13 protein-coding genes are annotated in these 14508 nt (G+C 65.1%); 3 read left to right on the top strand and 10 right to left on the bottom strand.

The genetic code is table 11. The annotated features are described in order from the left end of the window. Positions 1-60 precede the first annotated feature (60 nt). Genes LB538_RS08910 through LB538_RS08895 form a run of 4 tightly spaced genes read right to left on the bottom strand, consistent with a single transcriptional unit; the run spans position 61 to position 4767 of the window. A complete protein-coding gene (locus LB538_RS08910) occupies positions 61-1059 on the bottom strand; it encodes an ABC transporter permease subunit (RefSeq protein WP_224531414.1) in 999 nt (332 codons plus the stop codon). Further along, the gene (locus LB538_RS08905) at positions 1056-2612 is read right to left on the bottom strand and encodes a sugar ABC transporter ATP-binding protein (protein WP_224531417.1); all 1557 of its coding nucleotides are present in this window, start codon (positions 2610-2612) and stop codon (positions 1056-1058) included. The genes LB538_RS08910 and LB538_RS08905 overlap by 4 nt, the downstream gene beginning before the upstream one ends. Then, positions 2609-3988, bottom strand: a complete 1380-nt coding sequence (locus tag LB538_RS08900) for an FGGY-family carbohydrate kinase (protein ID WP_224531419.1) — start codon at positions 3986-3988, stop codon at positions 2609-2611. Before LB538_RS08900 ends, LB538_RS08905 begins: the two co-directional genes overlap by 4 nt. Continuing rightward, positions 3985-4767: a DeoR/GlpR family DNA-binding transcription regulator gene (locus LB538_RS08895; protein WP_095769331.1), complete on the bottom strand. Its 783-nt coding sequence runs from the start codon at positions 4765-4767 to the stop codon at positions 3985-3987. Before LB538_RS08895 ends, LB538_RS08900 begins: the two co-directional genes overlap by 4 nt. Before the next feature lie 192 nt (positions 4768-4959). Here LB538_RS08895 and LB538_RS08890 point away from each other — a divergent pair, with 192 nt between their 5' ends. Genes LB538_RS08890 through LB538_RS08880 form a run of 3 tightly spaced genes read left to right on the top strand, consistent with a single transcriptional unit; the run spans position 4960 to position 8127 of the window. Further along, entirely contained in the window at positions 4960-6000 is a 1041-nt protein-coding gene (locus LB538_RS08890) for a class II aldolase/adducin family protein (RefSeq protein ID WP_224531421.1), read from the top strand. Between the two features lie 4 nt (positions 6001-6004). Beyond that, positions 6005-7279, top strand: coding sequence for an FGGY-family carbohydrate kinase (locus LB538_RS08885; RefSeq protein WP_224531423.1), 1275 nt, complete (start codon positions 6005-6007; stop codon positions 7277-7279). Between the two features lie 2 nt (positions 7280-7281). Then, entirely contained in the window at positions 7282-8127 is an 846-nt protein-coding gene (locus tag LB538_RS08880) for a TIGR01459 family HAD-type hydrolase (protein ID WP_411909006.1), read from the top strand. Positions 8128-8136: 9 nt separating this feature from the next. Here LB538_RS08880 and LB538_RS08875 read toward each other — a convergent pair whose 3' ends face one another. The 6 genes from LB538_RS08875 to LB538_RS08850 form a co-directional block, all read right to left on the bottom strand. After that, the gene (locus LB538_RS08875) at positions 8137-9204 is read right to left on the bottom strand and encodes an ABC transporter ATP-binding protein (protein WP_224531427.1); all 1068 of its coding nucleotides are present in this window, start codon (positions 9202-9204) and stop codon (positions 8137-8139) included. A gap of 3 nt (positions 9205-9207) precedes the next feature. Further along, the gene (locus tag LB538_RS08870; RefSeq protein ID WP_095769336.1) at positions 9208-10056 is read right to left on the bottom strand and encodes a carbohydrate ABC transporter permease; all 849 of its coding nucleotides are present in this window, start codon (positions 10054-10056) and stop codon (positions 9208-9210) included. Continuing rightward, positions 10056-10979 carry a carbohydrate ABC transporter permease gene (locus LB538_RS08865; protein ID WP_224531429.1) on the bottom strand — a complete coding sequence of 308 codons (924 nt, stop codon included), beginning with the start codon at positions 10977-10979 and terminating at the stop codon, positions 10056-10058. The genes LB538_RS08870 and LB538_RS08865 overlap by 1 nt, the downstream gene beginning before the upstream one ends. Positions 10980-11164: 185 nt before the next feature. Continuing rightward, a complete protein-coding gene (locus tag LB538_RS08860; protein WP_224531431.1) occupies positions 11165-12442 on the bottom strand; it encodes an ABC transporter substrate-binding protein in 1278 nt (425 codons plus the stop codon). Positions 12443-12467: 25 nt separating this feature from the next. Beyond that, positions 12468-13688, bottom strand: a complete 1221-nt coding sequence (locus LB538_RS08855) for a PLP-dependent transferase (RefSeq protein ID WP_224531440.1) — start codon at positions 13686-13688, stop codon at positions 12468-12470. Beyond that, positions 13685-14416 carry a FadR/GntR family transcriptional regulator gene (locus LB538_RS08850; RefSeq protein WP_224531442.1) on the bottom strand — a complete coding sequence of 244 codons (732 nt, stop codon included), beginning with the start codon at positions 14414-14416 and terminating at the stop codon, positions 13685-13687. The genes LB538_RS08855 and LB538_RS08850 overlap by 4 nt, the downstream gene beginning before the upstream one ends. Between the last annotated feature and the right edge of the window lie 92 nt (positions 14417-14508).

The following is a 14508-nucleotide window of genomic DNA, read 5'->3' as shown; positions in this document are numbered from 1 at the left end:
CGCGCCTCTCACGGTGCGTTACACACAATCCGGCCCGTCTAGGCCGGCGACCGAGGTCAATCACGTTCTTGCTCCGGCCTGCAGCCGGTAACGGTCGAGGGCGACCGCCACGATGATGACCAATCCCTTGATGATGTACTGCCAGATGTCCGAGACACCGGCCAAAATGAGCCCGTTGGAGAGCACGGCGATGATCAGCCCGCCGATCAGCGTGCCCCAAATCGAGCCGACGCCGCCGACGAAGCTGGTGCCGCCGAGAATGACGGCGGCGATGGCATCGAGCTCGTAGGACTGGCCTAGCTGCAGGCCATTGGCGGCGTAGAGTCTCGCCGCCGACATGACGCCGCCCAGGCCCGCGAGCAGGCCCGACACGCCATAGACGAAGAGCAGCACCAGCGGCACCTTGATGCCGGTGAGGCGCGCCGCCTCGGCATTGCCGCCCACGGCATAGATCCAGGTGCCGAGCACGGTGCGCTTGAGCACCAGCCAGGACAGTACCACCACGGTCAGCGCGATGATGACAAGCCAGGGAATGCCGAACAGCGAGCCATTGCCGATGAAATCGAAAGGCAGGTCGGAATTGAACACGGTGGTGTCTTCGCCGAGCAGGCGGGCGATGCCGCGCACGGCGGTCAGCGAGCCCAGCGTGACAATGAAGGGCGGCAGCTTGATGTAGGCGACAAGCAGCCCGTTGATGACGCCGAAGCCGAGGCCGAGCAAAATGGCGGCCGGAATGCCGAGCATGCCCCAGTCCGGCACCAGCGACACCAGCACAGCGACCATCGCCGAGGCCGCGAGGATCGAGCCGACGGATAGGTCGATGCCGCCGGTGAGGATGACGAAGGTCATGCCCGCGGCCAGCACGATATTGATCGACGACTGCTGGCTGACGATGAGCAGGTTGGTGCCGGTAAGGAAGCGCGGGTTGATGAACTGGAAGCCGACAGCAAGCAGCACCAGAACCGGCAGCATGCCGAGCGCGGCGAAGGCCGTGCGCAGCCGCCGGCTCCTGACCGCTGCCTGATCCGCCGCTTTCGCCACTGTTGAGCTGTCGGTCATCTTGTCGGTCCTTCCTTGGCCGCCCCCGTCGCAAGTTCCATGATTTCTTCCTGACGCAGCGGCCTGCCCTCCGACGCCGTCACCTCGCCGGCGATGGCGCCGTCGCGCATCACGAGCACGCGGTCGGCCACCCCGATTACTTCGGGCAGTTCGCTGGAGATCATGAGAATGGCGATGCCCCGGCCGGCAAGACTGTCGATCAACCGATAGATCTCCGACTTGGCGCCGACGTCGACGCCGCGCGTCGGCTCGTCGAGGATGACGACCCTGGGCTCGGTCTCAAGCAGGCGGGCAAGCAGCACCTTCTGCTGGTTGCCGCCCGACAGTGAGCCGGCATTGGCCTGCGCCGAGCGCGTGCGGATCGAGAGATCGGCGATGGCCTTGGCGGCACGCCGCTCGGCGGCGGTGAAATCACGAAAACCGCCGGCGCGCGCGTCTTTCGCAAGCACGCCCATATTGATGTTGTCGGCGATCGACATGTCGAGAAACAGCCCGAGCTCCTTGCGGTCCTCGGTGAGGTAAGCAATGCCGGCCTCCAGCGCCTCGCGTGGCGAAGCGATGGCAATCGGCTTGCCGTCGAGCTCCAGCTCGCCCGCGCTGCGGCGGTCGGCCCCGAAGATCAGCCTCGCGAGTTCGGTGCGGCCGGAACCAACCAGCCCCGCCAACGCCAGCACCTCACCGTGGTAAAGATCGAACGAGCAGTCCTTCAGCAATCCGCCATCCGACATGCCGCGCACCGACAGCGCAACCGGGCGCTGGCTGTCCGGCGGCCGGTGATCCTTCTTGTAGAAGGCCGAGAGATCGCGGCCGACCATCATCGAGACCAGGCGCGATGCATTGAGATCGGCGCGTTCCAGCGTGCCGACATAGCCGCTGTCGCGCAGCACGCTGACGCGGTCGGCGAGCTGGTAGACCTCCTCCATGCGGTGGCTGATGTAGATGATGGCAATGCCTTGCGCCTTCAGCGCCCCGATCACCTCGAACAGCCGGTCGGTCTCGCGCGAGGTCAGCGAGGTGGTCGGCTCGTCCATGACGATGATGCGGGCGCTGGTCGACAGCGCGCGGGCGATCTCGACCAGCTGGCGCTCGCCCAGCGACAGGCTAGAGACCAAGGCGCGCGCCGAAAAGGAGACGCCGAGCCGCTCGATGATTTCCTTGGCGCGACGGTTGCACTGGTCGCGGTCGACGATGCCGAACCTACGCGGCTCGTTGCCGAGGAAGATGTTCTGCGCCACAGTCAGGTTCGGCGCCAGCGACAGCTCCTGGTAGATGACCGCGATGCCCTGGGCGCGAGCCTTGATAGGATCGCCGCTGGCGACCGGCGTACCGTCGATCAGGATCTCGCCGCCGGCATCCGGCCGATAGGCGCCGGACAGCACCTTCATCAGCGTCGACTTGCCGGCGCCATTCTCGCCCATCAGCGCATGCAGTTCGCCGGCATTGACGGTGAGCGATACGTCGTGCAGGGCCCGGACGGGACCGAAGGTCTTGGAGATGTGGCGCATCTCCAGCACCGGCCTTTGCGACGCCTCGACGCGGGCGGCCGCGCTCATCGCGCACCTCCTGCCGCCGCGCCGGCGATGTGGCGTCCGGCAATAAGGCCGCGCCAGTCGTCGCGGTAGCGATCCAGGCCTTTGAAATCCGCGGCGCGTACCGGCTCCGGCCTATCGGCGGCGAATTCGCGGCCGATGCTCTCGAAGGCGAGAGCCGCGGCGCCCGTGGCGCTGCCTTCCAGCGTGGCCCCCTGCAGGAAGGATTGGCCCGGCCGCAGCGCCGCCAGGAGGCCGGCAAGCATCCCATCCGCATTCAGTCCGCCATCGACGATGACGGTGTCTGCCGAACGGATCAGGTCGAGCGAGAGATCGATCATCAGAGCCACATAAAGCAGCGCTACGGCGGCGCGCTCCCCTGCACCGGAAACGGGCCCGAGGATCTCGCCCGTCCGGCCCGGCAGCGGTCCGCCCGGGGCAAAGCTCGGCACGGCCATCGTGCCGGCGTCGATCGCCCGCTGTATGGCGGCCGGGGCGATCGCGCCTTGCCAGTTGCCGCTGATCACGGCGAATTCGCGCCCGCCCATGAAGCGGATCGTAGGCACCGGGCCGCCATCGACATCGACATTGGCCAGCATGTCGCGCTCGCGGTCGAGCGCCTCGAACGGACAGTCAGGGTTGAGAACGATCACCCAGGTGCCCGTCGACACCACGGTGAGCGGCCCGAGGTCCTGCCGGCGATACGCATGGAGCGCGGCATTGCTGTCATGGACGCCGTTGTGAATGGCGACCGGTCTGCCCGCCCGGCCAAAGCGCCGCTCGCCAATGACGCCGCCGGCGTGCGCGAAGGCGGGCATGCGGCCCCGCCAGCCCTCGGCATCGACCAGCGAGGAGAAGTCATGCTTGCTCGGTGCCCACAGATGCGAGTGGCAGCCGAGATAGGAGACTTCCGAAACGGCGTGGCCGCCGAAGCGCCAGCTCCAATATTGCGGATAGCCGAGAATCGCCTTCGCCGCCGAGAACGCGCCGGGCTCCACTTCTTTCAGCCACAGCATGTGGCGGCCATAGTTGAAGCCGAGCGGCAGGCGCGGCGAGAAGGTCTCGGCGAAATCGGGAATGCGCCGATCGATCCGCGCGGCGATCTCGGCGGGCGGCTCCTGCTCATAGTCTAGGATCGGATGCGTCAGCGCCGTATCGTCGACCAGCGCGAAGGTGCAGCCGTGGCCCGACACCATCAGACCTTCGATGCCGTGGGCATCAGCGGCCTCGTTGACGGCGTCCAGCGCCCAGTTATGCAGCGCCGTTTCGTCAAGCACGCTGAGCCCGCTTTTGCGTATCCAGTCGGGTTTCCTGCGCCGTTCGTCGAGGATGCGCCCGTCCTGGTCGAAGACGAACAGCTTCGAATTGGTCTTGCCGAAATCGAGCACCGCCACCTTCACTGGACGGCTCCCGAAGGCGAGGCGATACGCACGGTGACACCGGCATCTTCCAGCATGCGCGCATCGGCGTCGGACAGGCCGTCATCGGTCACCAGCGTGCCGATGCGCGACAGCGGCAGCGCGACATTGCGGGCGTGGATCGACAGCTTCCGGCTGTCCGCCAGCACGACGATCTGGTCGGCGCAAAGGCTGAGATCGATAATCGAGCGCACCAGCAGCGGATGCGATTCCAGCACACCCTCATGGCCGAGGCCCTGCGCGCCGAGAAAGAACTTCGAGGCATAAAACGGCACGGCCTGGGTGAGCGAATGGATGATGCCGGGCTCGCGGTGCAGATCGCCGCCGGCGATGGTCAGGCTGCAATGGCCATGATCGCTGAGATAGGCGGCGAGCGGCATGGAATTGGTGAAGAGGCGAATGTTGCGGTCGGCAAGCTTGACGCCGAGATGGAAGCAGGTCGAGCCGCCATGGACGATGACCGCATCGCCGTCCCGCACCATGGTGGCGGCTACAGCGGCGATTTGCCGTTTGGCATCGACCGCCAGGTCACGGTTCTCGTCATAGGGCCTCGCATAGGCGATGCCGGCATGCGAGGCGCCGTCGAGCGCCGAGATGCCGCCATAGACCTTCCTGGCTTCGCCGGCCTCGTCGATCTTGTCGATGTCGCGCCTGACCGTCGCCGCCGACACGCCAAGCCGCTCCTGCAGTTCACGCACCGAAGCGAACGGCCGGTCCCGCAATAGCTCGACGATCTGACGCTGGCGGCCGGAGTCGCTCAACTCTTCCTCCCGACAATGCCATTTTGCATGACAATTGATGCAACTTACTCAACATCAGTCGGATTGCAAGCCCGTTTTGACGATAATAGATCACTGTTGACGTAGATCGCTCGCATCTGCGATATCAGCACCAATCATTCTCCTGTAATGGGAGATCGTGCGAGACCGACGAGCCGTTGGAGGAAGATCGCAATGGCGACCACAGTTGATGCGCAGGAGCTGGCAGCCTTGCGGACACTTTCGGCAGCCATCGGCGACGATCCGCACCTGACACAGGCAGCCGGCGGCAACACATCGCTGAAGGCAGGGGACACGCTGTGGATCAAGGCCTCCGGCACCTGGTTGAGGGACGCGCTGACCGACGACATCATGGTACCGGTCGCGATGGGTCCGCTCGTCGAGGCCCTCGAACGGCGCGATCCGAGCGCCGACAAGCCGCAAGCCTTTGCCATCGATGCCCTCAATCCGCGCGGCTTGCGCCCTTCGATCGAGACCACCGTTCACGCGCTGATGCCGCAGCGAGTGGTGCTGCATGTCCACTGCGTCGAGACAATCTCACTCGCCGTTCAGGCCGATTGCGAGATCGAAGCCGGGCGGCGTCTCCAGGGCATCGCGTGGGCTTATGTCCCCTATCGCCGGCCGGGCCTGCCGCTTGCCCAGGGCATTGCCGAGCGTCTCCGGCAGGGGGTCGACGTGCTGATCCTCGGCAATCACGGACTGGTCGTCGCAGCGGAGACCGTGGCCGAGGCGGAGCGTCTGCTGCACCGGGTGAGATCGCTTTTGGCCCGCCCGGCGCGGCAGACACCGATCCCGGATATAGTGGCGCTGGCGGCACTTGCCGGCGGCAGCGGTTACCGATTGCCGGCGGATATCGAGGCGCATGCGGTGGCGCTCGATGCGGACAGCCGCCGCATCGCCGAAGCCGGCAGCCTCTACCCTGACCACGTCATCTTCCTTGGCCGGGGCTCCGTGGTGGCAAGGCCTGGCGAGAAGGTCGCCGACGTCGTCGCGCGGCTGGGCACGAACCCCGTTGCGGTCCTCTTTCCGGGCGCCGGCGTGCTGATGCGCGGCGACGCCAGCTCCGGCGCGGACGCGATGCAGCGCTGCCTCGCCGACGTGACCGCGCGGATCAACATCGCGGCGAAATTGAACTATCTCACCGCCGCCGAAAATGACGAGCTGGTCAACTGGGATGCCGAGCAGTATCGCCAGAGACTCAACGCCGCGGGTTAGGCGAATGGCGCCGCTTGCATTAGGCATCGACATCGGCACGTCCGGATCGCGCGCCGTCGCGATGCGTCCTGATTTCTCCACCGCCGCGAGCGCCGCCGTGCCGCTCGAGCGCTTCGGCGCGAACGGCCGCGATCCGGCCGTTTGGTGGGCCGCCGTCGAAGCGACACTGCACGAGCTTTTTTCGCGCATCGATCGCATGGCTGTGCGCGCGATCGCCGTGGACGGTACGTCAGGAACCGTGCTGCCGACCGACGACGCCGGACGGCCGCTGGCCGAGCCGCTGATGTACAACGACAAGGTTTCGGATGCGGCCATCCTCGCCGCGATCGCCGGCACGACGCCTGAGGCAAGTGCTGCGCATGGGGCGACCTCCGGTCTCGCCAAGGCGCTCTGGTTCCAGCGCCTGCCTGGCATCCACGCCGTGCTGCACCAGGCCGACTGGATTGCCGGGCAATTCTCGGCCCGCTTCGACATCAGCGACGAGAACAACAGCCTGAAGACCGGCTACGATGCCGAGGCGCGCCGCTGGCCGGAATGGATCGCGGCGACCGGCATGCGCGTGGAGCTTCTGCCCACCATTGTCAGGCCGGGTAGCGTGACCGGCAGGCTCACGGCTGCCGCCGCCGGCCTGTTCGGGTTGCCGCGCGACGTCGCGGTGGTCGCCGGCACCACGGACGGCTGCGCCTCTTTCTTGGCGACGGGCGCGGCGGCCGCGGGCGACGGCGTCACCGCTCTCGGATCGTCGCTGACCATCAAGATCCTGTCCGACCGGCCGATCTCGGCGCCGCGCTACGGCATATACAGCCACCGGCTCGGCGATGCCTGGCTCGCGGGCGGCGCGTCGAACACCGGCGGCAAGGTGCTCGCCCAGCATTTTTCGCTCGCGCGCATCCTCGAACTCAGCGCAGCGATCGATCCTGCGACGGATACCGGCCTCGACTATTATCCGCTCGGCTCGGCCGGCGAACGTTTTCCTGTTGCCGATCCAAAGCTCCAGCCGCGCCTCCTGCCCCGACCGGAATCGGACGCCGACTATCTCAAGGCGATGCTGGAAGGCATCGCGGCCATCGAGGCGCTCGGCTACCAGAGGCTCGCAGAACTCGGCGCACCGAAGCTCACCTCGGTTCGAAGCGTCGGCGGCGGCGCCGCCAATGCCGCCTGGACCGCGATCCGGCAGCGCAGGCTTGGCGTCGAATTCCGGCCCGCGCTCTCGGACGAGGCCGCGGCCGGGACGGCAAGGCTGGCGCTGGCGGGCGCAAGGGAAGCGGGGCTGTTGTGAACGTGAAACGCACCGCGCATCTCGACGGGATCGAAGCGCTTGCCGAGCGCTACAACGTGTTCCTGCTCGACCAGTTCGGCGTGCTGCATGGCGGACAACAGCCTTATCCCGGCGCGGTCGAAGCCCTGTCGGCGCTGAAGCGCGCCGGCAAGACCGTGGTGCTGATCTCGAATTCCGGCAAGCGGGCGGAGCCAAACGAAAAGCGGCTGCTGAAGCTTGGTTTTGAAGCGGGAAGCTGGGATCATTTCGTCTCATCCGGCGAGGTGGCTTGGCGCATCTTCCGAAACATGGCGGACTCGGGCGCGCTGCGGGCTGGCACGAGATGCCTGCTGATCAGCCGCGACGAGGACCGTTCGGCGATCGAGGGCCTGCCACTCGTTCTGACCGAGCGCGGCGATGACGCCGATCTGGTGCTGATCGCGGCCAGTGAAGGCGACCGCTACGACCTCGACCACTACCGAAGACTTCTCGGCCCGGCGGCGGCGCGGAAGGTGCCGTGCTTCTGCACCAACCCCGATCGGACCATGCTGACCGCGGTCGGACCGCGCTTCGGCGCCGGCGAGATCGCCGATCTTTACGAACAGCTCGGCGGCAGCGTCACCCGTATCGGCAAGCCCTATCCGGCGATCTACGAAGCTGCGCTGGCGCTTGCGGGACATCCGGCACTCAGCGATGTGATCTGTGTCGGTGACAGTGTCGAGCACGATATAGCCGGCGGCAACGCGGCCGGCGTGTCGACCGCGCTGGTGATGACGGGAATATTGGCCGACAGGAGCGACCTGACGGGGCTGTTCGCAGACCTTGGCGCGTGGCCTGACTACACTCTGGGCGCTTTCCGCTGGCGCTGATCCGCGGACCTATCCAATCCGGTTTCCGCTCTTCGGATCAAACAGATGCAGCGCCGCCGGATCGGCGGCGAGGCGGATCGTATCGCCCGGCCTCACGTCGCTGCGGCCCATGACGAAGACGCAGACCTGCTGGTTGGCCAGCCTGACATAGAACTGGGTCGACAGGCCGAGCGGCTCGACCACCTCGACCTCGGCCTTCAGCGCGCCGTCGTCCACGAGCTTGATGTGTTCCGGCCGCAGTCCGATGGTGAGGTCGTCGCCATCGCTCAGCGGCAGGCCATCCGGCAGCCGCAGCTTCTGGCCATCGGCGAGCACGGCATCCGCCTTGCCGCCCTTGGCGACCTTAGCCGGCAGGAAGTTCATGCCCGGCGAGCCGATGAAGCCGGCGACGAAGGTGTTGACCGGACGGTCGTAAAGCTCCAGCGGACGACCGACCTGCTGCACATATCCGTCATGCATGACGACGATGCGGTCGGCCATGGTCATGGCCTCGACCTGGTCGTGGGTGACATAGACCGAGGTGGTCTTGAGCTGCTGGTGCAGCGCCTTGATCTCGGCACGCATATGGACGCGCAATTTGGCGTCGAGGTTGGACAGCGGCTCGTCGAACAGGAACACTTTCGGGTCGCGCACGATGGCGCGGCCCATGGCGACGCGCTGGCGCTGGCCGCCGGAGAGCTGGCGCGGCAGTCGGCCGAGATAGGCGTCGAGGCCGAGCCGCTTGGCGGCAGCACCTACCCTGCCGTCGATCGTCGTCTTCTCGGCCTTCTTCAGCAGCAGGCTGAAGCCCATGTTGGAGGAGACATCCATATGCGGGTAGAGCGCGTAGGACTGGAACACCATGGCGATGTCGCGGTCCTTCGGCGCGACGTCGTTGACCAGCCGCTCGCCGATGTGGATCTTGCCGCCGGTAACTTCCTCCAGGCCGGCGATCATGCGCAGCAGCGTGGACTTGCCGCAGCCGGACGGGCCGACCAGCACGACGAACTCGCCATCGGCGATCTCGAGATCGACGCCGTGCAGGATGCGCAGCGCGCCGTAGTCCTTCTCGACGTTTTGCAGCGTGACGGAAGCCATCTTTTATCCTTTGACCGCGCCGGCGGTGAGGCCGGTGACGAGATAGCGTTGCAGGAAAGCGAAGAAGACGCAGACCGGGATCAGCGCCAGGATGGAGGCCGCCATCATCTGCCCCCAGTCGACGGCGAACTTGCCGATGAAGGTGAGCAGGCCGACGGCAAAGGTCTTCTGCTCGTCGCTGGAGATCAGCATCAGCGCGAACAGCAACTCGCTCCAGGCGGCGGTAAAGACGAAGCCCAGCGTCGCGCCCATGCCGGGCAAGGTCAGCGGCACGATCACCCGGCGCATCGCCTGAGCGCGGGTGCAGCCGTCAATCATCGCCGCTTCCTCCAGGTCTTTCGGGATGCCGTCGAAGAAGGACTGCATCAGGAAGGTTGCGAAGGCGGTGTTGAAGGCGGTGTAGATAATGATCAGGCCGATCAGGCTGTTGGTGAGGCCGAGGTCGCCCATGATGCGGTAGATCGGCGGAATGACCATGACCAGCGGGAAGGTCTGGGTGAGCAGCAACAGGATCGCCAAAGTCGCCTTGCCGCGGAAAGTGAAGCGCGACATGGCATAGCCGGCAAGCGTGGCGATGACGGTGACAAAGGCGGCCGTCGACACCGAGACGATGACGCTGTTGAGGAAATAGCGCGGAAAGTCGGAGGCCTCGAGCACGGTGGCGAAGTTCTGAAAAGTCGTCTGCGACGGCCAGAAGGTGATGCCTTCGGAATAGAGCAGGCGTTCGGGCGTCACCGAGATCTTCAGCGTCCAGAAGATCGGAAACAGCGCGAAGATCACGTAGGCCGCGATAGCGCCGTAGAGACCGATGCCGCCGAAAATGCGCGAGGAGGTGGAGCGACCGGCGATCATCAGACGTGCCTCACCAGGGTACGGCGGATGGCGATCAGGCCGATGGCGTAGGCGATCAGCAGCACCAGAAGCAGCACCGCAACCGCCGAGGCGTAGCCTTTGTCCAGCGACTTGAAGGCGCTGACATAGATGTAGACCGGCACCGTGCTTGTGGAGCCGGCCGGCCCGCCCTCGGTCATGACGAAGATCAGGTCGGCGAAGGTGGCGATCCAGATGGTGCGCAGCATGACGGTGATGACGATGGTCGGCGCCAGGAAGGGCAGCGTCACCTTGGTGAAGCGCTGCCAGGGCGAAGCGCCGTCGATGGCCGCCGCTTCATGCAACTCGGAGGGGATCGACTTTAGCGCCGCCAGCAGCGTGATGGCGAAAAACGGGATGCCGAACCAGATGTTGGCGACGATCGGCCCCCACATGGCGGTGGCGGGATCGGACAACACATTGGTCGGCTCCGCCTTCAGGCCAAGCGCGAAGAGCCAATGCGGCAGCGGCCCGATGATAGGGTTGAACAGCCAGGCCCAGGTGAGGCCCGAGAGAAAGGACGGCACCGCCCAGGGCAGGAATACCACCGCCTGGACGACCTTGCGGCCGTAGAAGGGCTTGTCGAGGAGCAGCGCGAGACCCAGGCCAAGGAAGAACTGGAAGAACAGGCTGGCAACCGTCCACCACAACGTGTTGATGAGCGCCTGGCCGAGCACCTGGTCGGAGAGCATCGCCTGGTATTGGGCAAGGCCGACATATTGCGACTTGAAGGCCGAGAATTTGCGGAAGGAATAGCTGATGCCGATGATCAGCGGCACCAGTAGAACCAGGACCAGCAGGACGATCGCAGGCGATAGATAGAGCCACGGCTCGATCGCGGCCTTGCTCAGCCGTTGCTTTCGCGGCCGGGCGGCGGATCGGATTTCGGAGACGGCGTAGGTCATAAGTTTTTGGCTCTACGGTGGTGAGTGGGTGCCGGGGACGGCGACAGCGTCCTTCTCCCCGTTCAACGGGGAGAAGATGCCGGCAGGCAGATGAGGGGCAGCGCGAACTTATGAAGGTGTGGCGCCGCCCCTCATCCGTCACTTCGTGACACCTTCTCCCCGTAAACGGGGAGAAGGAAAGAAGCTTACTTCTTGTTTTTCGCCAGCCAGTCCTGCTGTTCCTTGGTCAGGAACTTGGCCCATTCGTCGGCCACTTCCTTGGCCGGCCTCTGGCCGAGCAGCACTTCCTGAAAGTTCTTGATCGCCACCTGGTCGACGAAGTTGCCGAGGTTCTCCAGATGCGTTGGCGGCGTCACCATTTCGTATTTGGAGCTGTCGCTGAGCTCGGTGAACCAGCCCTTGAACTGCTCGGTCTTGAAATGCGCGTCCTGGTCAGCGCCGTTGTGGATCGGCACGACCCCGACTTCCTTGGCCCATTCCAGATTGTCCTTGGGCGACAGCAGTGTGGCCATCAGCTTCCAGGCTTCGTCCTTGTGCTGGGAATTGGCGAACATCGCCCAGCCGGCATAGCCGAGCGTCGGGTAGGATTTGCCGCTCGGACCCACGGGCAGCGGCGCGACCGCGAAGTCGTCGGCGCTCATCTTGTCGGCGATGCCGAGCAGCGCGTCCGGATCCTGGTTTAGCATGGCGCAGGTACCGGAATAGAAGCCGGTCACCGTCTCGTTGAAGCCCCAGCTCACGGAATCTTTTGGCGCCAGACCGTTCTTGTACATGTCGGCCAGCATCTGCAGACCCTTGACCGAGCCTTCGTCATTGATGGTCGAGACGCCGTCGTCGGTGAAATAGCCGCCCTTGCCGTCGGCGATGTTCATGAACATGTGCATGCCGTTGAAGGCGCCGGGGCCGCCGCGCAGGCAGTAGCCGTATTTGCCGGGGATGGCGGAGATCTTCTTGGAGAAGGAGACGAACTCGTCGAGGTTTTCCGGCGGACGGTCGAGGCCGGCTTCCTTGAACAGCTTCTTGTTCCAGAACAGCGCGTTCACATAATAGCCATAGGGGATCATGAACTGGGTGTTGTTGACGGTCGAGCCGAACTGCTTGGCGCGGTCGCCGAGCGTCTTGGCGTCGGGCCATTTGGCCATGAAGGGACCGAGATCCTCGAGCTGGCCGTTGTTCGCGTAGAGGCCCATCCAGCGTTCGGGCATTTCGACCACATCGGGCGTATCGCCGGCCTGCACCATGGTGAGGAACTTTTCGAAGGCCTGGCCCCAGGGCAGCGAGACCACCTCCACCTTGATGCCCGGGTTCGCCGTCTCGAATTCGGCAATCTGCTTCTTCAGGAATTCGGTGCGCGGCGGGCTGGTGATGACCTCGACCAGCTTGATGGTGGTGTCGGCCAGCGCGCCGCTGGCGGAAATCGCCAGGCCGGCCACGGCGGCAAACATGAAGGACAGTCTTTTCATCTTCAGGACTCCCATTTTTGGACGACTATTTTTTTGATTTGTCGAAGGCTCTACTTTTGTCGAAGGCTTGGGCGATGTCGGCCCAGAGGTCCTCGACATTTTCCAATCCGACATTGAAGCGGATGGTTCGGGGGCTGACGCCGAAGCGCGCCATCGAATTGATGCCCGGCGTCTGCTCGAGCGAGGCTTTTGCCGGCACGACCAGGCTTTCATGGCCGCCCCAGCTGACGCCGATGCGGAAATATTTCAGTGCGTCGACGAAGGCCGGGATGTCGACATCCTCGGTGACCTCGAAGGAGAACAGGCCGGCATAGCCGGCTAAAGTCTTCTTGCCGGGGTGGTTGGAATAGGCGGGATGGTTGACCCGCTCGACCTTGCCATGCGCCTTAAGCCGCTCGGCAATGATGAGCCCGCTCTTCATGTGATGCGGCAGCCTGAGCGGCAGCGTGCGCAGGCCGCGCAACAGCAGCCAGCCTTCGAAGGGCGACAGCTTGCCGCCAAGCTGCGAATAGGTCTGCTCGTTGATGTGCTTGATGTGGGCGGCCGAGCCCGCCACCACACCGGCGACGGTGTCGCTGTGGCCGCCCAGATATTTCGAGGCCGAATGCAGCACCAGGTCGACGCCATGCGAAATCGGCTTCTGGAAGACCGGCGTCGCCCAGGAATTGTCGATGGTGGTCACGATCCCCTGCTCCTTCGCCAGCCGCGTCAGATGCTCCAGATCCTGCAGCTCGAACATCATCGAGGTAGGGCTTTCGAGGTAGAGCAGCTTGGCGCCGGGAAGTGCCGCGGCAACCGCGTCGGGATCGGAGCCGTCGACATAATCGACCTTGATGTGCAAGCGCGGGAACAGCCGCTCGAACAGGCGGTAGGCGTCGCCATAGCAGTTGCGCACGGCAACCATGCGCTCGCCGGCGCCGACAAAAGCGAGCACCGTAGCGCTGATGGCCGCCATGCCGCTGGAAAAGCCGCGCGCGGCCTCCGCGCCTTCGAGCGCGGCGACACGCGCTTCGAATTCCATCACCGTCGGGTTGTCGCCGCGCGAATAGATCGGCTGCTTTCGCCGGCCGGCGAAGGTGTCGGCCATGTCGGCATAATTGGCGAAGGTGAACAGCGAGGTCTGGTAGATCGGCGGCACCACCGCACCGTCGGGAAACGGATCGTCATGCGCCAGAAGCGTCGCCGCCTCGCCGAGATAGTCGCTGGCCATCGAGGCCGGGTCGAAAGTGCTGCGCTGCTCGTTCATCTGCGGTCCGAAAGTTTGAGGTTGGCAGCGCCGCGCTTCAAATCGTCCTCGACGGTGGCGATGAGTTTTAGCGCCTCGGCGCGAGCGCCATCGGGGTCACGCGCGGCGATGCAATTGAAGATGGTCCGGTGATAAGGAAAACTGGCATGGCCGAAGTCGCGCACGCCAAGAGGATGCTCCCAGAAACGGTGGAACAGCTCGTACATGGCGGCGATGATCTGCTCGAACAGCGGATTGCCGGAAGCGCGGAAGATCGCCTGGTGGAATTCCCAATCCTCGTCCGAGGACATCCCGGCGCGGGTCTGGAAGGCCTCTTCCATGAGGTCGAGCTTGCGCTCGATCTCAGCGAGCTCGGCTTTGCCGGCACGAATGGCGCAGAGCGCGGCGGCCTCCGCTTCCAGCGCGCGCCGGATCTCAAGCGTCGACATTAGGCCGGCGAAATCATTGCCACCGGCTAGTGTCAGCGGCATGTGCAGCATGTCGGGCGAGACGGCGGCCTTGAGGTAGGTGCCCGAGCCCTGCCGCCGCTCGACCAGGCCGAGGCCTTCCCAGCGCGTCAGCGCCTCACGCACCGTGTTGCGGCTGACCTTGAGGCGTTCGGCGAGGATGCGCTCCGTCGGCAACCTCTCGCCGGGACCCAGAGCCTCCTGCCGCACGAACCCCGCCAAGGCCTTCAGCACCGCGTCGTCGCGCGCCGTCGTCTGGATGGGGGGCAGGAAATCGGTCACGCCGGCTGGGCCCAAAGTGGTTCAATGGTCCAACCAATTTCTGCACATGCGGAAAGATGAGTCAACAACCGAAACCAAGCCCGACGCCGAAT

Source organism: Mesorhizobium sp. Ca11 (genome assembly GCF_020165275.1).
In the GTDB taxonomy this organism is placed as follows: Bacteria; Pseudomonadota; Alphaproteobacteria; order Rhizobiales; family Rhizobiaceae; genus Mesorhizobium.
This window is presented reverse-complemented; position numbering and strand designations above follow the sequence as displayed.

What these genes read in the sequence shown, in the direction of transcription:
- LB538_RS08910 (WP_224531414.1), bottom strand. Translation starts at nt 1,059, where the DNA reads ATGACCGACAGCTCAACAGTGGCGAAAGCGGCGGATCAGGCAGCGGTC.
- LB538_RS08905 (WP_224531417.1), bottom strand. Translation starts at nt 2,612, where the DNA reads ATGAGCGCGGCCGCCCGCGTCGAGGCGTCGCAAAGGCCGGTGCTGGAG.
- LB538_RS08890 (WP_224531421.1), top strand. Translation starts at nt 4,960, where the DNA reads ATGGCGACCACAGTTGATGCGCAGGAGCTGGCAGCCTTGCGGACACTT.
- LB538_RS08885 (WP_224531423.1), top strand. Translation starts at nt 6,005, where the DNA reads ATGGCGCCGCTTGCATTAGGCATCGACATCGGCACGTCCGGATCGCGC.
- LB538_RS08875 (WP_224531427.1), bottom strand. Translation starts at nt 9,204, where the DNA reads ATGGCTTCCGTCACGCTGCAAAACGTCGAGAAGGACTACGGCGCGCTG.
- LB538_RS08870 (WP_095769336.1), bottom strand. Translation starts at nt 10,056, where the DNA reads ATGATCGCCGGTCGCTCCACCTCCTCGCGCATTTTCGGCGGCATCGGT.
- LB538_RS08865 (WP_224531429.1), bottom strand. Translation starts at nt 10,979, where the DNA reads ATGACCTACGCCGTCTCCGAAATCCGATCCGCCGCCCGGCCGCGAAAG.
- LB538_RS08860 (WP_224531431.1), bottom strand. Translation starts at nt 12,442, where the DNA reads ATGAAAAGACTGTCCTTCATGTTTGCCGCCGTGGCCGGCCTGGCGATT.
- LB538_RS08855 (WP_224531440.1), bottom strand. Translation starts at nt 13,688, where the DNA reads ATGAACGAGCAGCGCAGCACTTTCGACCCGGCCTCGATGGCCAGCGAC.